Origin of the sequence: Micromonospora sp. DT53, from assembly GCF_049841535.1 — a bacterium.
GTDB lineage: Bacteria > Actinomycetota > Actinomycetes > Mycobacteriales > Micromonosporaceae > Micromonospora.
Genome location: NZ_JBNCKM010000004.1, coordinates 334,813 through 354,201, shown reverse-complemented (window position 1 = coordinate 354,201; position 19,389 = coordinate 334,813). Strand labels below are relative to the sequence as shown.

The following is a 19,389-nucleotide window of genomic DNA, read 5'->3' as shown; positions in this document are numbered from 1 at the left end:
GGCGGACACGCGGGCAGCCGTCGTGACGACCACCACGTGAAAAACCTGATGACCAGCGGATCCGCCCGCCACTAGGGTTGTAAGGCACGTCAGACACATCGGTCATTACTTGCAAGCGGGGCGCCATATGCGGACGATGCGGAGTTGGTTCCGGGACACCACCGGCGGATTGCCGACCACCTTCTGGTACCTGTGGTCCGGCACGCTGATCAACCGGCTCGGCTCGTTCGTTCTCGTCTTCCTCGCCATCTACCTGACCCAGGAACGTGGTTTCTCGGCCTCGCAGGCCGGCCTGGTGATCGGCCTCTGGGGTGTCGGTGGGGCGTTCGGCACGACCGCCGGCGGCGCTCTCGCCGACCGGTGGGGTCGCCGGCCGACGCTGCTCACCGCCCACGTGGGCGCGGCGGCCATGATGCTCGGCCTCGGGCTGGCCCGGGACCTCTGGGCGGTGGCGCTGGGCGCGCTGCTGCTCGGCGTCTTCGCCGAGGCGGCCCGGCCCGCCTTCGGAGCCATGATGATCGACGTGGTGCCGGCGAAGGACCGGCTGCGCGCCTTCTCACTCAACTACTGGGCGATCAACCTGGGCTTCGCCTGCGCCGCCGTCCTCGCCGGCCTCGCCGCCCAGGCCGACTACCTGCTGCTGTTCGTGGTCGACGCGGGCACCATGCTGATCACCGCGCTGATCATCTTCAGGAAGGTGCCGGAGACCCGACAGGCCGGCCCCGCCGTCACCGCCGCGACGGAGGCGAGCCCGCGCGGCGCCCTGCGCACGATCCTCACCGACCGGGTCTACCTCGGCTTCGTGGCCCTCAACCTGTTCGCCGCGCTGGTGTTCCTCCAGCACATCTCGATGCTGCCGATCGCGATGGGCGACGACGGTCTGAGCCCGGCCACCTACGGCTCGGTGATCGCGCTCAACGGCATCCTCATCGTGGTCGGTCAACTCTTCGTACCCCGACTGATCCGGGGACGGAGCCGCTCGCACGTGCTCGCGCTGGCATCCGTGGTGATGGGCGTGGGGTTCGGGCTGACCGCGTTCGCCGGCACCGCCTGGTTCTACGGGCTGACCGTGCTGATCTGGACGGTCGGCGAGATGCTGAACTCGCCGTCCAACTCGACACTGATCGCCGAGCTGTCCCCGGCCGAGTTGCGCGGTCGCTACCAGGGCGTGTTCTCCCTCTCGTGGCAGATCGCCGGGGCCAGCGCGCCGATCCTCGGCGGCCTGGTGCGCGAGCACGCCGGCAACGACACGCTCTGGTACGGCTGCGCCGCGCTCGGCCTGCTGACCGCGGTGGCCCACCTGGTGTCGGGGCCGGCCCGGGAGCGGCGTGCGGCCGCGCTGCGCCGCTCCGGCGAGGCACTGGCACCGACCACCGCCCCCCGGGCGGCACAGCCCGTCGAGGCGTGACGACTGGCGCGACGGTCCCGGAGTTTCTACTGTGCGGTGGAAACAGTTAACAACCTGAACTGTCGGGAGGTCGGGTGCACGCCCTGCGGCGCTGGTGGCACGACACCGCAGGCGGGCTCCCCGCCACCTTCTGGTACCTGTGGGCCGGCCTGCTGATCAACCGGGCCGGCGCCTTCGCCATGCTGTTCCTGTCGCTGTACCTCACCGACGTACGCGGCGCGAGCGAAGCCCTCGCCGGGACCGTCGTCGGCGCGTACGGGGCCGGCGGGGCGGCCGGCGTACTGCTCGGCGGGGTGCTCGCCGACCGGTGGGGCCGCCGGGCCACCCTGCTCGCCGCGCACCTGGCCACTGTCGGCCTGATGGTCGCGCTCGCCTTCACCAAGCCCCTGCTGCTGATCGCGGTGCTCTCCGCGCTGATCGGCGTGGTCCACTCGATGCCCAGCCCGGCGTTCGTGGCGGCGATCGTCGACGTGGTGCCCGCCGAGCGTCGCTCACGCGCGTTCAACCTTCAGTTCTGGGCGTTCAACCTCGGCATGGCGGTCGCCTCGCTACTCGCCGGGGTCCTGGCCGAGGCCAGCTTCACGGCGCTGTTCCTGGTCGACGCGGGCGCCACCCTGACCGCCGCCGTGGTGATCGGCTGGAAGGTGCCCGAAACCCTGCGGCTGGCCCGGTCGACGGCCGACCTCCCGCCGGCCACCCGCCCGCCGAGGTCCGCCCGCGCCCGCCGGCCCGGACTGCACACCGCCCTCACCGACCGCACCTTCCTGGTCTTCGTCGGGCTCACCTTCGTGCTGGCCGTACTCACCATGCAGACGTCGACGATCATGCCGCTGGCCATGCGCGCGGACGGCCTGGGCCCATCGGCGTACGGGCTTGTGGTCGCGCTCGGCGGCGCGCTGATCGTGGTGGGGCAACTGTTCGTGCCCAGGCTGATCGACCGGCACCGCAAGGACGTCGTGCTGGCCGCCTCCACCGCGCTGCTCGCGCTCGGCTTCGGGGCGCTCGCCCTCGCCGACGAGCTGGCCATCTACCTCGGTGCCGCAGTGGTCTGGACGGTCGGCTCGATGCTCGCCGCTCCGCCGAACGCGCAGATCAACGCGGACCTGGCACCACCGCAGCTACGGGCGCGCTACCAGTCGGTCTTCTACCTGACGTTCCCGGCCGCGGCGTTCGTCGCGCCCACCCTCGGCGGGGTGAGCCTCCAGCACCTCGGCGACCGGCACTGGCTGATCGTGGGTGGGCTGGGTCTCCTGGCCGCACTCGGGCACCTGCTCGCCGGACCACCCCGGGAGCGGCACATCGCCGCGCTGCGTCGAGTCGCCGACCCGGAGCCGAAAACCGCCGCAGACCGCGTAGCGACCGGGTGACCCACGCAAAGCGCCCACCACGTCCCTGAGGTCGTGGTGGGCGCCCGCCGGTGGGGCCGGCGGCGGCGGGCAACACTCACCCCCGTAAGCATCGCCCGCTCACGCCGCCGGTCCTAACAGGTGGGCACCGTCCCCCAACGGTTAATCCACCCGTCCCCTCGCGCCTCGTCTGGTGCGCAGATCTGATCGATCCGCCGCTCCCCCGAACGTTTCCAAACGTGGCGCGGTGCAATAAAGCTAGTTCGCCCGGATTCTGGATTCAACCCGGAACGGCTGTCTCGCCGGTCACAACTGGCGAGTATCCGCTGCTCCGGCCTCGTCCGTTGGCAACAGCCGGGTACCCGTCGGCCATTCCCGCAAACACCTCAACCGTCTTCCCGATCGGGTGACTCGGTCCGGAAGAAGCTGCTCTGCCGGCCGTCCCGCAGCTGTTCCTGATAAATCAGATTCAGTCGTCGCAGGTCAAAGGTGTAGAACCACTCATCCCAGGTGATCTCTCGGATCCGGCTGCTTTCCCGGTATCCGGGAATGTTGAAGGTCAACACACCCGCCCGGCCATCCCGCTCGGTGCCGGCGATGGTCGCCGGCCTCGCCCCCCGCTCCCGGGCCCAGCGCTGGATCACCTCGTGGTTCGTCGTGATCAGACTCCGCCCCGGCCGCTCCGGCCGGTCCATGGGCGACGAGATCACCTGCGAACTGCGGACCGACCGGCCGGTGCCCCGTCCGGTCCGGATCCCGCCGGCCGTCGTCCCGCCACCAGTCGACGGCGTCAGCGTGCGCTTGGCCGCCGCCCTCTTCGCCGGCGCCGTGCGCTTGGCCGCCGCCCTCTTGGTCGGTGCCGTGCGCTTGGCCGCCGCGCTCTTGGTCGCCGTCGCGCGCTTCGCCGCCGCGCTCTTGGTCGGTGCCGTGCGCTTCGCCGCCGGACGGGCCGGCGCCTTCTTCGCCGGCGCCTTCTTCGCCGGCGCCGTACGCGCCGTCGCCGTCTTGCGGGCCGCCGTGGTCTTCCGCGCCGCCGCGGTCTTGCGGGCGGCCGTGGTCTTACGGGCCGCCGTGGTCTTACGGGCGGCCGCGGTCTTACGGGCGGCGGTCGTTCTGCTCGCTGCCGTGGTCTTGCGGGCGGCCGTTGGCCTCGCCGCCGCCGTCGTCTTCTTCGCGGCGGTCGCCTTCTTCGCCGGTGCCCTCTTCGCCGCCGCCGTCGACTTCCGCGTGGCGGTCGCCTTCGTCACGGCGGCCCGCTTCGCGGGCGCGCTCTTGTTCGCCGGCGCGGCCTTCGCGCGGCTCGCTGCCGGCCTGGCTGCCGACTTCTTGGTGGCGGCCGCACGACCCGCCGACGCCCGACTGCCGGTGGCCCGGCCCGACGGGCCGGTGCTGCTCCGACCCGCGCCGGCCCGCATCGAGCGCACCAACTGTTTCACCAGGTCCGGCTTGCGCATTGCGGAGATCCCGGAGACCCCGCGTTTGCGCAACTGCCCGCGGATGTCGTCCACCCGCATCCGGGAGATATCCGACTCGGAGACTCCGGGCGTACCCGGTGTCTGGTTGCCGGCCTGTCGCTTGGTCCTGGTCGCAGTCGCGCCGCGACCTGAGCTGTTCCGCTGAGCCATGGGACGCTCCGCTCCTTGGCACTCCGTCATCGGCGCGCGGGGGTCCCTTGCCGCACCGCGCGGTGCGGCATACCCGTCAGGAGCACTCCGAACCACAGTCGACTCGCCAAGGTCATGCTGGATCCAGGATCGAGTGGCTGCGTCAGGCTGGTTCGGGGCCGGTGCCGGAGGGCTCGAAGAGGTGGGCGAAGGCCGCCAGGTTGGCGGTCGACTCGCCCCGCTTGACCCGCCACTCGTACTCACGCCGGATCGAACTGCCGAACCCGATCTCCAGCATCGTGTCGAACGACTCGTCGGCGTACGTGAGCACGGCGCCGAGCAGTCGATCCAACTCGTCGGCGTCCACGCCGGCCGGGTTGACCCGACCGGTCAGGTACACGTCGCCGACCGCGTCGGTGGAGAACGAGACGCCGTACATCCGGGCGTTGCGCTGCAACAACCAGGCCCACAGCTCCTCGCGGCGCTCGTCCGGTTGGCGCATCACGAACGCCTCGACCCGCAGCGCGTGCTCGCCGACGATCAGGTTGCAGATCGTCTTGAGCTTGTGGGTGCCCGGCAGCGTCACCGCGTACGAGCCGGGGCCGGTCGACTCCCAGGCCAGGTCCCGCTCGACGCAGACCGACTCGATCAGGGTCGCAAGATCGCTCTTGGGGCTCACCGGACCCACTCTACGACCGACCCGGCCCGCGCACCGGGTGGCGACCGACGCCCGGGGTCACCAGGAGCAGGAGAGCGCCGGATCGCACGCCAGGTCCGCCGCGAGCCGGGCACGGTGCGCGGCGATCGCCTCGCCGTAGACCCCGAGCAGACCGGCGACCGTACGGTCCCAGGAGAAGTGCCGTGCGTGCTGCTCGGCACCCCGGGCGAGCACCGACCGGAGGGCCCGGTTCGGCAGCAGGTTGCCCAGCGCACGGGCCCAGTCGACCGGGTCGTGACCGTCGATCAGTACGCCGCTGACCTGATCCCGGACGGCGGTGACCAGCCCGCCGACGGCGGCGGCCAGCACCGGCGTACCGCAGGCCTGCGCCTCCAGGGCGACCAGCCCGAACGATTCGTTGTGCGACGGCACCGCGACCAGATCCGCCGCCCGGTACAGGGCCGGAAGGTCGTCCCCGGTGAGCGGCGGCAGGAACCGCACCCCGTCGGTGACCCCGAGCTTGCCGGCCAACTCGATCAGGGCGGTCGGCCGGTCCAGTCCACTGCCGCTGGGCCCACCGCAGATCACCACGGTCACCTGGTCGGCCAGTGCCGGATCGCGCTCCCGCAACGCGGCGATCGCGCGGATCAGCACGTCGGGGGCCTTGAGCGGCTGGATTCGACCGACGAAGGCAACCACGTACCCGTCGACTGGAAGCCCCAGCCGGCGACGGGCCTGGCGGGCGGCCGCGGGCCGGTCGCCCGGCGCGGGTCGGAATCGGGCCAGGTCGACGCCCGGCTGCACGACGGACACCCGGGTCGGGTCGGCGTCGTACCGGTCGAGCAGGTCACTGGCCTCGAACCGGGTGTTGGCGACCAGCCGGTCCGCCTCGGCGACGACCTGCTCCTCGCCGATGACCCGAGCCTTGGGCTCCGGACGGTCACCGGCGGCGAGCTGGGCGTTCTTGACCTTCGCAAGGGTGTGCGCGGTATGCACCAGCGGCACACCCCAGCGCTCCTTGGCCAACCAGCCGACCTGGCCGGAAAGCCAGTAGTGGGAGTGGATCAGGTCGTAGTGGCCGGGCGGACGGGACGCCTCCGCACGCAGCACGCCCGCCGTGAAGGCGCAGAGCTGGCCGGGCAGCTCCTCCTTGGTGAGACCCTCCAGGGGGCCGGAGGTGATGTGTCGGACCTGCACGCCGGGCGCCATCTCGACCACCGGGGGGAGGTCACCGGACGTGGCCCTGGTGAAGATCTCCACCTCCACGTTGGCCTCGGCGAGACGCCTGGCGACTTCGAGGATGTAGACGTTCATTCCGCCGGCATCACCCGTGCCGGGCTGGTGCAGGGGTGAGGTGTGCACCGACAGGGTGGCGATGCGGCGTGGCCGGGGCCACGGTTGGGCACCTCGCTGACGCCCGACACCGGTGTGCATTTCCGCCACATCCGCTCCTTCGTCACGGTTGATGCCGTCTCGCACGACCGGCGCTTCTCGGTCAACCTGTACGCCGGATGTCATCTTCCCCATCGGGCTTCGGAAATTCCCCAGCGCGGCCCCTCGGGGTGACGGACCTCATCAACCGAGCTGCCGTACGCCCGGTCGGGGCGGCTGGTACGGCCGGGGTGACAATGTCGGGATGACCTCAGTCGCCATCGTCACCGGAGCGTCCAGCGGGATCGGCGCGGCCACGGCCCGCCGGCTCGCCGCCGAGGGTTTCCACGTGCTCGCCGCCGCCCGCCGCGCCGATCGGCTCACCGAGCTGGTCGCCGAGATCACCGCTGCCGGCGGGCAGGCCACCGCGGTGACCTGCGACATCACCTCGGACGAGTCGGTGGCCGGGCTGGCCGAGGCCGCCGCCCAGGCGCCCGGGCCGGTCACCCTCCTGGTCAACAACGCCGGCGGCGCGCGGGGGCTGGACCCGGTGGAGTCCGGTTCGGTCGCCGACTGGCAGTGGATGTACGACGTGAACGTGCTCGGCACCCTGCGGGTCACCCAGGCGCTGCTGCCGGCGCTGGAGGCCTCCGGTTCCGGCACCATCGTGGTGGTGTCCTCCACCGCCGGCCTGAGCGTGTACGAGGGCGGGGGCGGCTACACCGCCGCGAAGCACGCGCAGACCGCCATCGCCGGCACGCTCCGCCTGGAGCTGTGCGGTCGACCGCTGCGGGTCATCGAGATCGACCCGGGCATGGTGAAGACCGACGAGTTCGGGTTGGTCCGCTTCGAGGGCGACGCGGAGCGGGCGGCCGCCGTCTACGCCGGGGTGCCGGGGCCACTGGTCGCCGAGGACGTCGCCGACTGCATCGCCTGGTGCGCCACCCGCCCCGAGCACGTCAACGTCGACCGGCTGGTGGTCCGGCCACGGGCGCAGGCCGCCCAGCACAAGGTGCACCGAGTTTCCCAGTGAAGCGCGAAGTGAGCCGGATTTGCGAGCCCCGCAGTCGCGAACGGAGATCGGCCCTGAGGTTGACATGACCCCTGCGGCGCGACGCCGGCCGTTCGGCGTGGTCACGCGCGGCACGACCAACCCGAACCGGCTCCGGCGGGTGGACAACTGGATCGTCGCCACCTGCGCCGACCGGTTGTTGGCGACGGACGACCCGCTGGTGGTCGACCTCGGCTACGGCGCCACCCCGGTGACAGCTGTGGAGTTGCGTGCTCGGCTGGCGGCCGGGGTACGTCGGGACGTACGGCTGGTCGGGTTGGAGATCGACGCGGCCCGGGTGGCGGCCGCGGCGTCGGCCGCCGACCCACCCGGGCTGACGTTCGCCCGAGGTGGGTTCGAGTTGGCCGGGCTCCGGCCGGTGCTGGTCCGCGCGTTCAACGTGCTGCGACAGTACGACGAGAGTGAGGTGGCCGAGGCCTGGCAGACGATGACCGCCGCGCTCGCCCCCGGTGGAGTGCTCGTCGAGGGCACGTGTGACGAGTTGGGGCGGCTCGCCAGTTGGCTGCTGATCGACGCCGACGGCCCCCGGACACTGACCCTGGCCGCGAAGCTCACCACCCTGGGCAGCCCCGCTGAGCTGGCCGAGCGACTGCCCAAGGCGCTGATCCACCGCAACGTCCCCGGTGAGCCGGTGCACGCGCTGATCAGGGCCCTGGACGACGCCTGGCAGGCCGCCGCCCCGTACGCCACCTTCGGTCCCCGCCAACGCTGGCTGCGCGCGGTGACCCGCCTCCGCGAAACCGGCTGGCCCATCCTCAACAACCCCACCCGCTGGCGCCACGGCGAACTAACCCTCCCCTGGCCCCTCCCCTAACCCCACCCCCACCCCCCAGCCCCACCCCACCCCACCCAGCCCCACCCCACCCAGCCCCGTCGATCATGGAGTTGTGGTGGGCGTTTTAGCCCCGAAGGCGGCAAACCTCCCCCACCACAACTCCATGATCGACATGGTGGGGCGGGGGCGGGGGGCGAGGGCTTTAGAGGGTGCAGTTGATGAGGACTGGCTCGGGGTGCAGGGTTACGCCGAAGCGGGCGTGGACCTGGTCGCGGATGGTGCGGGCCAGGGTCAACAGGTCATCGGTGTGGGCGGTGCCGCTGCGGTTGGTCAGAGCCAGGGTGTGCTTGCTGGAGATGGCCACCCCACCCTCGCCGGGATGACCCTTGGCGAAGCCGGCCTTGTCGATCAGCCAGGCGGCGCTGACCTTGACCAGGCCGTCCGCCCCGGGCCAGGCGGGCGGGTCGCCCAGCTCCGCGGAGCGTTCCAGGAGTTGTTCGTACGTCGCCGGGTCGAGCACCGGGTTGGTGAAGAAGGAGCCGACCGAACGAGTGTCCGGGTCGTTGGCGTCGAGCACCATCCCCTTGCCGGCGCGCAACCGCAGCACCGCCGCTCGGGCGTCCGCCAGCGGCACCTGGTCACCCACCTCGACACCGAGGGCCCTGGCCAGCTCCGCGTAGCGCACCGGCCCGGAGAGCGGGGACCTGGCGAGCCGGAAGTCGACCGAGAGCACCACCCAGCGGTCCACGTACTTGAAGATGCTGCCCCGGTAGGCGAAGCCGCAGTCGGCGGCGGGGATGACCTGGCGGGCGCCCGCGACCCGGTCGTACACCTCGACGCCGGTGATCGTCTCGGCGACCTCCTGGCCGTACGCGCCGACGTTCTGGATCGGCGTGGCACCTGTCGAGCCGGGGATGCCGGACAGGCACTCCAGCCCGGACCAGCCGTTGGCGACCGTGGCGGCGACCAGGTCGTCCCACGGCTCGCCGGCGTCGACCCGTACGGTGACCGAGGCGGCGTCCTCGGCGATGACCCGCACTCCACGGGAGCGCACCAGGACGACGGTGCCGGGGAAGCCGGCGTCGCCGATCACCACATTGCTGCCCCCGGCCAGGATCAGGATCGGCTCCGCTGCGGTCCGCACCGCCCGGACGATCTCGTCGGCACTGCCGGCGGCCACGATCCGCTCGGCCGGCCCACCCATTCGTAGGGTGGTGTGGCCGGCGAGTGGACCGGGCATGGCACGATCGGCGTCGGTTGTCGGCTGGGCGGAGGCGTCTGGCACGCCCTTCACCTTAGGCTGACAAGTAGCCGTGGCACCCATTGGTCGCCCGGCACCCCCGGGAGGATGGCGATGAGCAGACTGCAGGGCAGCAAGGATTTCTGGATCGGGGCGCTCCGGACGGAGGGTCCGGCTTTCGCGGCGGCGGTGGCCGAGGCGCCGCCGGAGACACCGGTGCTGTCCTGTCCGGGCTGGACGGTCAACGACCTCACACTGCACATGGCCGGCATCTACCACTGGGTTTCGTCGTTCGCCGGTTCCGGCCAGACCAGCCAACCGCCTCGCCGGGAGAAGGTCGAGGCCGACCCGGGCGTGAACCCGCGCCAGCTGTGGCAGCAGGGGTACGACCGGGTGATGACCCTGTTCGACGGGCTCGACCCGGAGGCCCCGGCGTGGAACTGGGCCCCGCAGCCGAAGAGGGCCGGTTTCTGGCCGCGTCGGATGGCGCACGAGACGGCTGTGCACCGCTGGGACGCCCAGCTCGCCATCGGGGCAGGCGACCCGGTGGAGGCGAAGCTCGCGGCCGACGGGGTGAGCGAGGTTCTGGACACCTGGCTGCCCGCGGGCCGGCGGCAGGTGCCGGGTGACTGGCACGGGGTGGTGCAGCTCTGCGCGACCGATGCGGCCCAGGAGTGGTATCTGCGGCTACGCGGCGAGGGGGTGGCGCTGCTCGACACCGCGACCATCTTCGACCACGACGATCACCACGCCCGCGCCCAGGTCAGTGGCACTGCGAGCGACCTGCTGTTGGCGCTGTGGGGGCGGGTGAGCTTCGAGACGTTGGACGTCGTCGGCGATCGCGCCCTGTTGGACGGTCTGCGCACCGGCTGACCCAACCACCACCAACGAGGGCGTCACCCCCATCCGGGGGTGGCGCCCTCGTGCGCGTCGGGAGACGAGATGTCGGCGGGGGACGGGGCCGGCACGGTGAGAGAGCGCTCTCTTGACACGCCGTTGGCGACCCACCACCCTGACGTGAGAGCGCTGCCCCTGCTACCGGTCTTCGTGTTGTTCGACCGGCAGATCATCGGCGGAATCGTGGAAGGTGCGGTCAAGGCGTGAACGAGCCGAACGAGCCAATCAACCAGCCCAGCAATGAGATCCGGTTTCCCGAGCACTTCCTCTGGGGGACGGCCACCGCCGCGTACCAGATCGAGGGTGCGGCCCGCGACGACGGTCGCGGTCCGTCCATCTGGGACACCTTCAGCCGTACGCCGGGCAAGGTGTACCAGGGCCACACCGGCGACGTCGCCTGCGACCACTACCACCGGTACGCCGACGACGTGGCGCTGATGGCCGAGCTGGGCCTGCGGGCGTACCGGTTCTCGGTCGCCTGGCCGCGTATCCAGCCCGACGGCACCGGCCCCGCCAACCCCCGTGGGCTGGACTTCTACGACCGGCTCACGGACGCGCTGCTCGACAGGGGAATCGACCCGATCGTCACCCTCTACCACTGGGACCTGCCGCAGGCCCTCGGTGACCGGGGTGGCTGGACCAACCGGGACACCGCCGAACACTTCGCCACCTACGCCACCGCGGTGTACGCGCGCCTCGGCGACCGGATCGACGTGTGGACCACGCTCAACGAGCCGTGGTGCTCGGCCTACCTCGGTTACGCCAACGGCCTGCACGCCCCGGGCGAGCAGGATGGGGCTGCGGCCTTCACCGCCGTACACCATCTGCTGTTGGGGCACGGCCTGGCTGCGCGGGCGTTGCGGGCGGCCGGCGCGCGCAGCGTGGGTGTCACCGTCAACCCGGCCGACGTACGCCCGGCCGACCCGCAGAGCGCGGCCGACGCCGCCGCGGTCCGCCTGGTCGACGGCCTGCACAACCGGATCTTCCTCGATCCGCTGCTGGCCGGCGGCTACCCGGACGACGTCCGCGAGCACGTGGCCCGGATCGTCGAGCCGACGTTCATCCGCGACGGCGACGAGAAGCTCATCGCCGCCCCGATCGACCTGCTCGGCATCAACTACTACGCGCCGAGTTACGTGGCCGGCCGGCCCGACGGCGCCGGCAACGGCGCGTACCCGGGCACCGAGGGCGCCGTGCACTTCCTGCCGCCGGCCGGGCCGCTCACCGACATGGGCTGGATGATCGAACCGGCCGGGCTCACCCGCCTGCTGGAGCGGATCGCCGTCGACTACCCCGGGGTGCCGCTGCTGATCACCGAGAACGGTGCCGCGTTCCCCGACAAACCCGGCCCCGACTCGCCCGACGGTCCGACACCTGTGATCGACGCCGATCGCATCGCCTACCTCGACGGGCACCTCCGTGCGGCGCACGAAGCGATCTCCCGGGGCGTGGACCTGCGCGGTTATCTCGTATGGTCATTCCTGGACAACTTCGAGTGGGCGGAGGGTTACCGCAAGCGGTTCGGGATCGTGCACGTCGACTACCTGACCCAGCGGCGCACACCGAAGGCCAGCGCCCGGTGGTACCAGGAGGTGATCTCCCGGAACGGGCTGTGACGAGCGGGGGGAAGGCGCGATGACGACGGCGCAGCGGCCGACGCTCGAAGCGGTGGCAGCGCGGGCCGGTGTTTCCCGCGCCACCGTGTCCCGGGTGGTCAACGGCTCCACCACCGTCGCCGAACCGATCCGCGAGGCCGTCACCCGGGCGGTCGCCGAGTTGGGGTACGTCCCCAACCTCGCCGCCCGCAGCCTGGTCACCCAGCGCACCGACTCGATCGCCCTGGTCATGCCGGAGGCGGCCACCCGGGTCTTCTCCGACGACCAGGTCTTCCCCGGCATCATCCGGGGCGTCAGCCAGGAGCTGGAGGCGGCCGACAAGCAACTGGTGCTGATGCTCGCCGGCTCACCGGCCGGGCACCAACGGGTCGAGCGGTACACCACCGGCCGGCACGTCGACGGCGTGCTCTTCGCGTCCCTGCACGGTGCCGATCCGCTGCCCGGCACACTGGCCCGACTCGGCATCCCGGTGGTGGTCAGCGGCCGGCCGCTCGGCGACGGGCCCGTCCCGTACGTCGACGTCGACCACGTGGGCGGGGTGACCGCGGCCGTCCGGCACATGATCGACAGCGGTCGCCGACGGATCGCGACCATCGCCGGTCCACAGGACATGGTCGCCGGAATCGAACGGCTCAGCGGTTACCGCAGCGCGGTCGCCGACGCGGGCCTGCCCGAGCTGATCGCCATCGGTGACTTCACCCGAGAATCCGGGTCGGCAGCGATGCGCCGCCTGCTCACCGAGCATCCCGACCTCGACGGCGTCTTCGCCGCCTCCGACCTGATGGCGCACGCCGCCCTGCGGACACTGCGCGAGGCCGGCCGGCGGGTGCCCGAGGACGTGGCGGTGGTCGGCTTCGACGACATCGAGACCGCCGCCTACACCGAGCCGCCGCTGACCACGGTCCGGCAGCCGATCGTGGAACTCGGCCGTCGGATGACCCGCCAACTGCTCCGGCTGGCCGCCGGCGAAACCATCGAGCAGGCGATCATGCTCCCCACCGAGCTGATCCGCCGCGCCTCCGCCTAACCCCCCGCCCCGCCGCCGCCCCGCGCCGCGCGCCGCCCCGCGCCGCGCGCCGCCCCGCGCCGCCGCCCCGCGCCGCGCGCCGCCCCGCGCCCCGCGCCGCCCCGCGCCCCGCGCCGCCCCGCGCCCCGCGCCGCCCCGCCCCCCGCCGCGCGCCGCCCCGCGCGCCGCCCCGCGCGCCGCCCCCGCCGCGCAAGATCCGCGCAACTTCAGGGAAGTTGTGGCCTCGCGGCGCTCGGAGGCCACTATTTCCCTGAAGTTGCTGCCTGGTGGCCGGTCGCAGACCGCGGCGGCGCGTGGTTAATGCGTCGCTCGGGCGCGCGATCCTGGTTAGCCTCGCCGACATGCCGGATCATGTCGCGCTGCTGCACGTCCCCGCCCTCTCCGACGCAGCCGAGTACGCGTACGCGGCCACCGTCGAGTCACCTGCCCGGTTGGTGTTCACCGCAGGGGCGTGCCCGCTGGACGCCGAGGGGCGCACGGTTGCGCCGGGCGATCACATTGCGCAGGCCCGGCAGGTGATGACGAACCTGGCGACCGCTCTCGACGCGGCCGGCGCGCGGTTGACCGACGTCGTCAAGACCACGGTCTACGTGGCGTCGTCGCAACAGGCTGACCTGGTGACCGTCTGGGAGGTGGTACGGGACTTCTTCGGCGACCACGACCCGCCCAGCACCCTGCTCGGGGTGGCCGTGCTCGGCTACACCGACCAACTCGTCGAGGTTGAGGCCATCGCCGCCGTACGGATGGGGGCCTGACATGCGGATCCGAGTGGCGCAGCCCGACGACGCCCCGGGCGTGGTGGCGCTGCGGGCGGTCGTCTATCCGTACCAGGTGCGTGGGGTCGAGTCGACCCGGAAGATGATCGCCGAGCCGGTACCGGGCAGGGACTGGGTCGCCTTCGTGGCCGAGGTCGACGCCCAGGTCGTGGGATGGGTGACGGCGCAACGCAACGACTCGACCTCCGCAGCCGGCTTCGGTGACATCTCCCTGCTGCACGTGCACCCCGAACACCGGCGGCGGGGCATCGGCACCGCGCTGCTGACGACCGCGACAGGTCACCTGGCCCCGCTGGGAGTCCACCGGCTCCGCGCCTTCGCCCAGCCGGAGGCGCTGCCGTTCGCCCGTCGGCACGGCTACGAGCCCAGTCGCGAGCTGCGCTTCTCGGCACTCGACCTGAATCCGGCACCCGCGCTGCCGGAGCCGCCCCCGGGCGTACGACTGCGCCAGATCGCGGAACTGGAGCCGCACCGCCTCTACGCGGCGGACGTGGCCGCGGCGCTGGACGAGCCGGGCGACGTACCTGTCGACTCGATCAGCTACGAGGCCTGGCAGTACGACGTCTGGGACAACCTGGGCCTGGACAAGGAGGCCAGCACCGCTGTCGAGGTCGACGGGGAGGTGGCCGCGTTCAGCCTGGTGAAGCGGGACGGGGACCGGATGTGGTCGGACTTCACCGGCAGCCTCCCGGCGTACCGCGGCCGAGGGCTGGCCCGGCTCGCCAAGACGGCGGCGCTGCACCGGGCCGCCGCGAACGGCGTGCGCGTCGCGTACACCTCGAACGACGAGGCGAACGGCCCGATGCTCGCGATCAACACCCGGCTGGGCTACCGCCCGGTGGCAGCCGAGTGGTCCTGCCTGGCCGAACTGACCTGATCAGCAGTCACCGGCGTACCTGACCGGCCCCCGTCGCCCCCGCCCGGTCGATCATGGAGTCATGGTGCCTGATTCCAGGCCATACGGGGGCTTTGTCCCCCACCACAACTCCATGATCGACGAGGCAGTGCGGGGTTGTGGGCTGGTCAGCTCTCCTCGATCGGCTGGCCCATTGAGCGGCGGGCCAGCAGCGTGGCGCCGGCGACCGCCGCCGGCATGATCAGCACGGCGCCGAGCGGGATCAGGAAGCACAGGAAGACGGCCACGCCGAAGCCGAGCGCGGTGGGTCGGTCGGCCTTCAGGATCGTCCGGCGTTGCGGGAGCCGCATCCCCCGTCGGTAGAACGGTGCACCCACCAACTCCACGGCGAGGAACCAGCCGCCCACGGCCGCCCCGATGACCGGGACGACCGTCTGGCCGATCACCGGAATGAAGCCGGCGAGGAAGAGCGGGATGCCGACCAGCGCCGTGAGCGCCACCAGGCGTACCGAGTCGGCGAGGCTGCGGCGCAGCGACGACCAGAAGGGCACGTCCACCGCGCCCGGCGTGCCGCCGTACCGCTGCTCGACCTGCTCGGAGATCTTCTCGTAGAACGGGTCGCCGATGACCAGGGTGACCGCGGTGAAGGTCAGCACGCCCAGCAGGCCGCCAAGCCCCAGGAAGGCCAACCCGGCGATCACCCGGACCAGGCTGCGGCCGGTGCTCGACCAGTCGTCGGCGAACGGGGTGACAAGCGCGGCGAGGTCGTCCACGAAGTACACGAGGGTGGCCAGCGCGGCCAGGAAGAGTGCGCCGGAGATCAGCGCCGGCACGATGCCGAGCAGCATCAACCCCGGGCTGCGGACGTAGAGGCCCAACCCGCGCAGGAGCAGCCCCGCCCCGGCGAGGAAACGTCCGACGACCCCGGTCACCGGGCTGGCGATTCTGCTGGCATCCACGATCGAGCAGCCTAACCAGCCGTGATCGGATCCGCCGGGCGGAGCGCTAGCAGCGAGCCGTCGCGTATGCATCAACCGGTTGACGGACGGCAGCGGTCCACCGGGGACGCCGCGGTTCGTCGCCGACCGGTCGATTCGCCGCCGGGTCACCCCGACAACCCTTGAGGGGTACGAAGTCAGCGGCGGCGGAGGGCGGCACGATGTCGGTCATCGAGGTGACCCACCTGAAGAAGCGGTACGGCGACCTGGTGGCGGTGGACGACGTGTCGCTCGCCGTGGAGGCCGGGGAGATCTTTGGCGTCCTCGGTCCGAACGGCGCCGGCAAGACCACCACCGTGGAGTGTGTGGCCGGGCTGCGTGTCCCCGACGGGGGCGGGGTGTCGGTCCTCGGGCTCGACCCCCGCCGGGACGCGGCCCAGCTACGCCAGCGGGTCGGGGTGCAACTCCAGGAGAGTCAACTGCCGGACCGGCTCCGGGTGGCCGAGGCGCTGGAGCTGTACGCCTCGTTCTACCGCAACCCGGCCGACCCGGCCGAGCTGATCGACAAGCTGGGCCTCGGCGACAAGCGGAACACCGCGTACAAGAAGCTCTCCGGCGGTCAGAAGCAGCGGCTCTCCATCGCGCTTGCCCTGGTGGGCAACCCGGAGATTGCCATCCTCGACGAGCTGACCACGGGGCTGGACCCGCAGGCCCGCCGGGACACCTGGGGCCTCATCGAACAGGTCCGCGACAGCGGGGTGACGATCGTGCTGGTCACCCACTTCATGGAAGAGGCCGAGCGGCTCTGCGACCGGGTCGCGGTGATCGACCGGGGCCGGGTCGTCGCGCTGGACAGCCCGGCGGGCCTGGTGTCGACGGTGGCTCCGGAGCAGCGGATCCGGTTCCGGCCCTCGGCTCCGGTCGACGACCGACTCCTCACCGACCTGCCCGAGGTGTCCGCCGTACAGCGAACCGGCAGTCAGGTGGTGGTGACCGGCACCGGTGAGTTGCTGCACGCCGTCACCTCGGTGCTCGCCCGTCACCAGATCGTCGCCGCGGACCTGCGGCTGGAGCAGTCCACACTCGACGACGCCTTCGTCGAGCTGACCGGGCACCGACCCGCCAACTGAGAGGGAGCCAGCATGCACGCCTTCCGCAACATCCTGCGAATCGAGGCGCGGCTCTACCTGCGGGACCTGCCGACGCTGCTCACCACCGTCGGGCTGCCCACTCTAATCCTTACGGTGCTCGGGCTGGTCCCCGCGCTCCGCAAGCCGGACCCGACCTTCGACGGGCAGACCTTCGTCAGCTACTTCGCACCGTCGTTGCTGGTGATGACTCTCGTCGTGGTCGGGGTGAACATCCTGCCCTCCGTGCTGGCCACCTACCGGGAACGCGGCGTGCTGCGCCGGTTGGCGACCACCCCGGCGCACCCGGCGGCTCTGCTCGCCGCCCAACTGGTGCTGGCCCTGGCCGGGATCCTGGCCGGCGCGCTGCTGCTCATCCTCGTCGCGCGGCTGGCGTTCGGGGTGCCACTCCCCCGGCACCCGCTCGGCTTCGCGCTGGCGTTCGTCCTCGGCACGGCGGCGCTGCTGGCGCTCGGCCTGCTTGTCGCCGCCGTGGCCCGGACGACGAAGGCGGCCCAGGCCCTGGCCGTGCCGCTGTTCCTGGTCACCATGTTCTTCGGCGGGGTCTACCTCCCCCGGTTCCTGCTCCCGGACGTCGTGGCGCGGATCGGCGACTACACGCCACCCGGGGTGCAGGCGCTTCTCGACGCCTGGACCGGCACCCCGCCGCAGCCGCTGCACCTGGGGATAATGGCGGTGATCGCCGTGGCGGCCGGCGCGGGCGCGGCGAAACTGTTCCGCTGGGAGTGAGCGGAGATGCGATGACCTGCAACGGTGGGCACGACCGTCTGGCCAGTTGGCGGGAGCGCGAAGCGGGCCTCTATCGCGTGTTTCCCTATGGCGGGCTGGCCCTGGGCACAGTGTTGGCCCTCGTCGCACCGGCACCCCGGGCCCTCGCCACCGCGCCCACCCTCGCCATCGCCCTGGCGGCCGGGTGCTGGGTCGCCTGGTTCATCACAGTGCACCCCGGCTGGCAGAGCCGGCGCGGGCTGATGGCGGTCTACTACGCCGGGCTGCTCGCGTTCGCGGCCGTGCTGGTGGCCGCTAATCCGTGGTACGGCTTTTTCGCCTGGGTCGGTTACACCCACGCCTTTCCGGTGCTCCGCACTCGCTGGCGGATCGCCGGTGTGGTCGCCACGGCCACCCTGGTCGCCACGTCGCAGGGCGGCGGTCTGTCGGTGGTGACGTCGCACCTGCTGCTCTGGCTCGTGCTGGTGCTCTTCAACCTGGTGGTGGCCGGCTCGTTGAGCTGGTTCGCGATGGTCGCCGAACAGGAGGACGCCAAACGCAAACGGTTGGTGGCGGAACTCGGCGAGACCAACCGCCAACTCACCGAGACGGTCAGTGAGAACGCCGGGCTGCACGCCCAACTGCTCACCCAGGCCCGGGAGGCCGGCGTGCTGGACGAACGGCAACGGATGGCGCGCGAGATCCACGACACGCTGGCGCAGGGGTTGACAGGCATCATCACCCAACTGGAGGCGGCCGAGCAGACCCGCGACCGGTCCGCCGACTGGCGCCGGCACGTCGACAACGCGCTCGCCCTGGCCCGGGAGAGCCTCACCGAGGCCCGCCGCTCGGTGCAGGCGGTCCGCCCCGAACCGTTGGAGACGGCCCGGCTACCCGACGCCCTGGTCGAGCTGGGCGGGCGCTGGTCGGCCCTGAACGGGGTACGGGCCGACGTGGCCACCACCGGCACCCCCCGCCCGCTGCACCCGGAGGTCGAGGTGACCCTGTTGCGGGCCGCCCAGGAGGCGCTGTCCAATGTGGCCCGGCACGCCGCCGCGTCGCGGGTCGGGCTGACCCTGTCGTACATGGCGGACGTGGTCACGCTCGACGTCCGCGACGACGGGACGGGTTTCGACCTCACCGACCAGCCGCTGCCCCGTGAGCCGGGCGGCGGGTACGGGCTGACCGCCATGCGGCAGCGGGTGACGAGGGTCGGTGGCGAGTTGGCAGTCGAATCCGAGCCGGGTAGCGGCACCGCCATCTCGGCGTCCGTCCCCGCACTACCCGGAGGTGCCGGTTGACCGCCCCGGTACGACTGCTGATCGTCGACGACCATCCGGTGGTGCGCGACGGCCTGCGGGGCATGTTCACCGGCGACCCCGATTTCGAGGTGGTGGGCGAGGCCGCGGACGGCTCGGAGGCGTTGGTCCTGGTCGCGACGCTGCGGCCGGACGTGGTGCTGATGGACCTACGGATGCCCGGAATGGACGGGGTGACCGCCATCGGCAGGCTGGCTCGCGCCGGCAGCGCCGCCCGGGTGCTGGTGCTCACCACCTACGACACGGACGCGGACGTGCTGCCGGCGATCGAGGCAGGTGCTACCGGTTACCTGCTCAAGGACACCCCTCGGGAAGATCTGGTTCGGGCGGTCCGGGCCGCCGCACGGGGTGAGTCGGTGCTCGCGCCGAGCGTCGCCGGTCGGCTGATGGGCCGGCTGCGCGCGCCCGCGGAGGAGCCCCTCAGTCAACGGGAGCTTGAGGTGCTCACCCTGGTCGCCAGGGGTGCCTCCAACCGGGAGGCGGCGACCCGCCTGTTCATCAGCGAGGCCACCGTCAAGACGCACCTGCTGCACCTGTACGCCAAGCTCGGGGTCAACGACCGGGCCGCCGCGGTGGCCACCGCGTACGACCGGGGGTTGCTGACGCCCGGCGGGCGGTGAGCGGCACCGG

The 19,389-nt window shown here is 71.9% G+C and carries 18 protein-coding genes and 2 pseudogenes; 15 read left to right on the top strand and 5 right to left on the bottom strand.

Going from position 1 to position 19,389, the window contains the following annotated elements; all coding sequences use genetic code 11:
- Positions 1 to 127 precede the first annotated feature (127 nt).
- Complete coding sequence (locus ACLQ3B_RS15860) at positions 128 to 1,408, top strand: MDR family MFS transporter (protein WP_425781405.1); 1,281 nt, start codon at positions 128 to 130, stop codon at positions 1,406 to 1,408.
- Positions 1,409 to 1,482: 74 nt separating this feature from the next.
- Positions 1,483 to 2,775 carry an MFS transporter gene (locus tag ACLQ3B_RS15855; protein ID WP_425781403.1) on the top strand — a complete coding sequence of 431 codons (1,293 nt, stop codon included), beginning with the start codon at positions 1,483 to 1,485 and terminating at the stop codon, positions 2,773 to 2,775.
- A gap of 365 nt (positions 2,776 to 3,140) precedes the next feature.
- Here ACLQ3B_RS15855 and ACLQ3B_RS15850 read toward each other — a convergent pair.
- Positions 3,141 to 3,536 (bottom strand): annotated as a pseudogene (locus ACLQ3B_RS15850) (hypothetical protein); the annotation flags it as partial.
- Between ACLQ3B_RS15850 and ACLQ3B_RS15845 the strand changes: the two are divergent.
- Positions 3,448 to 4,374 (top strand): hypothetical protein, encoded by a 927-nt coding sequence (locus ACLQ3B_RS15845; protein ID WP_425781714.1) that lies wholly within the window; start codon positions 3,448 to 3,450, stop codon positions 4,372 to 4,374. The pseudogene ACLQ3B_RS15850 and the gene ACLQ3B_RS15845 sit on opposite strands and share 89 nt — an antisense overlap.
- A gap of 147 nt (positions 4,375 to 4,521) precedes the next feature.
- Here the strand turns inward: ACLQ3B_RS15845 and ACLQ3B_RS15840 are convergent, their stop codons facing one another.
- Both ACLQ3B_RS15840 and mshA read right to left on the bottom strand, forming a co-directional pair.
- Positions 4,522 to 5,037: a YbjN domain-containing protein gene (locus ACLQ3B_RS15840; RefSeq protein ID WP_425781401.1), complete on the bottom strand. Its 516-nt coding sequence runs from the start codon at positions 5,035 to 5,037 to the stop codon at positions 4,522 to 4,524.
- 57 nt (positions 5,038 to 5,094) lie between these two features.
- Positions 5,095 to 6,459 (bottom strand): D-inositol-3-phosphate glycosyltransferase, encoded by a 1,365-nt coding sequence (mshA, locus tag ACLQ3B_RS15835; protein WP_425781399.1) that lies wholly within the window; start codon positions 6,457 to 6,459, stop codon positions 5,095 to 5,097.
- 193 nt (positions 6,460 to 6,652) lie between these two features.
- Between mshA and ACLQ3B_RS15830 the strand changes: the two genes are divergently transcribed.
- Positions 6,653 to 7,420: an SDR family oxidoreductase gene (locus ACLQ3B_RS15830; RefSeq protein ID WP_425781397.1), complete on the top strand. Its 768-nt coding sequence runs from the start codon at positions 6,653 to 6,655 to the stop codon at positions 7,418 to 7,420.
- Between the two features lie 64 nt (positions 7,421 to 7,484).
- Positions 7,485 to 8,273 (top strand): class I SAM-dependent methyltransferase, encoded by a 789-nt coding sequence (locus tag ACLQ3B_RS15825; protein ID WP_425781395.1) that lies wholly within the window; start codon positions 7,485 to 7,487, stop codon positions 8,271 to 8,273.
- A gap of 163 nt (positions 8,274 to 8,436) precedes the next feature.
- Here ACLQ3B_RS15825 and ACLQ3B_RS15820 read toward each other — a convergent pair whose 3' ends face one another.
- Positions 8,437 to 9,519 (bottom strand): UDP-N-acetylmuramate dehydrogenase, encoded by a 1,083-nt coding sequence (locus ACLQ3B_RS15820; protein WP_425781393.1) that lies wholly within the window; start codon positions 9,517 to 9,519, stop codon positions 8,437 to 8,439.
- 69 nt (positions 9,520 to 9,588) lie between these two features.
- On the opposite strand from ACLQ3B_RS15820, the gene ACLQ3B_RS15815 reads away from it, so the two are divergent.
- The 6 genes and pseudogenes from ACLQ3B_RS15815 to ACLQ3B_RS15790 all read left to right on the top strand — a co-directional run bounded on the left by ACLQ3B_RS15815 (position 9,589) and on the right by ACLQ3B_RS15790 (position 14,667).
- The gene (locus tag ACLQ3B_RS15815; RefSeq protein WP_425781391.1) at positions 9,589 to 10,347 is read left to right on the top strand and encodes a maleylpyruvate isomerase family mycothiol-dependent enzyme; all 759 of its coding nucleotides are present in this window, start codon (positions 9,589 to 9,591) and stop codon (positions 10,345 to 10,347) included.
- Between the two features lie 144 nt (positions 10,348 to 10,491).
- A pseudogene (locus ACLQ3B_RS15810) lies at positions 10,492 to 10,578 on the top strand (carbohydrate ABC transporter permease); the annotation flags it as partial.
- On the top strand, positions 10,575 to 11,987 hold the full coding sequence (locus ACLQ3B_RS15805) for a GH1 family beta-glucosidase (protein ID WP_425781389.1): 1,413 nt from the start codon (positions 10,575 to 10,577) through the stop codon (positions 11,985 to 11,987). The pseudogene ACLQ3B_RS15810 and the gene ACLQ3B_RS15805, both read left to right, overlap by 4 nt.
- 19 nt (positions 11,988 to 12,006) lie before the next feature.
- Positions 12,007 to 13,014, top strand: a complete 1,008-nt coding sequence (locus ACLQ3B_RS15800) for a LacI family DNA-binding transcriptional regulator (protein ID WP_425781387.1) — start codon at positions 12,007 to 12,009, stop codon at positions 13,012 to 13,014.
- A 341-nt stretch (positions 13,015 to 13,355) separates the two neighbouring features.
- Positions 13,356 to 13,769, top strand: coding sequence for a RidA family protein (locus ACLQ3B_RS15795; protein WP_425781385.1), 414 nt, complete (start codon positions 13,356 to 13,358; stop codon positions 13,767 to 13,769).
- A gap of 1 nt (position 13,770) precedes the next feature.
- The gene (locus ACLQ3B_RS15790) at positions 13,771 to 14,667 is read left to right on the top strand and encodes a GNAT family N-acetyltransferase (protein WP_425781383.1); all 897 of its coding nucleotides are present in this window, start codon (positions 13,771 to 13,773) and stop codon (positions 14,665 to 14,667) included.
- 146 nt (positions 14,668 to 14,813) lie between these two features.
- Here the strand turns inward: ACLQ3B_RS15790 and ACLQ3B_RS15785 are convergent, their stop codons facing one another.
- Positions 14,814 to 15,605 (bottom strand): EI24 domain-containing protein, encoded by a 792-nt coding sequence (locus ACLQ3B_RS15785; RefSeq protein WP_425781381.1) that lies wholly within the window; start codon positions 15,603 to 15,605, stop codon positions 14,814 to 14,816.
- Between the two features lie 200 nt (positions 15,606 to 15,805).
- Here ACLQ3B_RS15785 and ACLQ3B_RS15780 point away from each other — a divergent pair, with 200 nt between their 5' ends.
- The 4 genes from ACLQ3B_RS15780 to ACLQ3B_RS15765 are packed head-to-tail and all read left to right on the top strand — an operon-like array spanning position 15,806 to position 19,379.
- On the top strand, positions 15,806 to 16,714 hold the full coding sequence (locus ACLQ3B_RS15780) for an ABC transporter ATP-binding protein (protein WP_425781379.1): 909 nt from the start codon (positions 15,806 to 15,808) through the stop codon (positions 16,712 to 16,714).
- A 12-nt stretch (positions 16,715 to 16,726) separates the two neighbouring features.
- Positions 16,727 to 17,461 carry an ABC transporter permease gene (locus ACLQ3B_RS15775; protein WP_425781377.1) on the top strand — a complete coding sequence of 245 codons (735 nt, stop codon included), beginning with the start codon at positions 16,727 to 16,729 and terminating at the stop codon, positions 17,459 to 17,461.
- Between the two features lie 11 nt (positions 17,462 to 17,472).
- Positions 17,473 to 18,741 carry a sensor histidine kinase gene (locus ACLQ3B_RS15770; RefSeq protein WP_425781375.1) on the top strand — a complete coding sequence of 423 codons (1,269 nt, stop codon included), beginning with the start codon at positions 17,473 to 17,475 and terminating at the stop codon, positions 18,739 to 18,741.
- Positions 18,738 to 19,379 (top strand): response regulator, encoded by a 642-nt coding sequence (locus tag ACLQ3B_RS15765; protein ID WP_091402812.1) that lies wholly within the window; start codon positions 18,738 to 18,740, stop codon positions 19,377 to 19,379. The genes ACLQ3B_RS15770 and ACLQ3B_RS15765 overlap by 4 nt, the downstream gene beginning before the upstream one ends.
- Positions 19,380 to 19,389 lie beyond the last annotated feature (10 nt).

Coding starts and splice junctions, on each gene's coding strand:
- ACLQ3B_RS15860 (WP_425781405.1), top strand. CDS start 128: ATGCGGACGATGCGGAGTTGGTTCCGGGACACCACCGGCGGATTGCCG.
- ACLQ3B_RS15845 (WP_425781714.1), top strand. CDS start 3,448: ATGGGCGACGAGATCACCTGCGAACTGCGGACCGACCGGCCGGTGCCC.
- ACLQ3B_RS15830 (WP_425781397.1), top strand. CDS start 6,653: ATGACCTCAGTCGCCATCGTCACCGGAGCGTCCAGCGGGATCGGCGCG.
- ACLQ3B_RS15825 (WP_425781395.1), top strand. CDS start 7,485: ATGACCCCTGCGGCGCGACGCCGGCCGTTCGGCGTGGTCACGCGCGGC.
- ACLQ3B_RS15815 (WP_425781391.1), top strand. CDS start 9,589: ATGAGCAGACTGCAGGGCAGCAAGGATTTCTGGATCGGGGCGCTCCGG.
- ACLQ3B_RS15800 (WP_425781387.1), top strand. CDS start 12,007: ATGACGACGGCGCAGCGGCCGACGCTCGAAGCGGTGGCAGCGCGGGCC.
- ACLQ3B_RS15795 (WP_425781385.1), top strand. CDS start 13,356: ATGCCGGATCATGTCGCGCTGCTGCACGTCCCCGCCCTCTCCGACGCA.
- ACLQ3B_RS15790 (WP_425781383.1), top strand. CDS start 13,771: ATGCGGATCCGAGTGGCGCAGCCCGACGACGCCCCGGGCGTGGTGGCG.
- ACLQ3B_RS15780 (WP_425781379.1), top strand. CDS start 15,806: ATGTCGGTCATCGAGGTGACCCACCTGAAGAAGCGGTACGGCGACCTG.
- ACLQ3B_RS15775 (WP_425781377.1), top strand. CDS start 16,727: ATGCACGCCTTCCGCAACATCCTGCGAATCGAGGCGCGGCTCTACCTG.
- ACLQ3B_RS15770 (WP_425781375.1), top strand. CDS start 17,473: ATGACCTGCAACGGTGGGCACGACCGTCTGGCCAGTTGGCGGGAGCGC.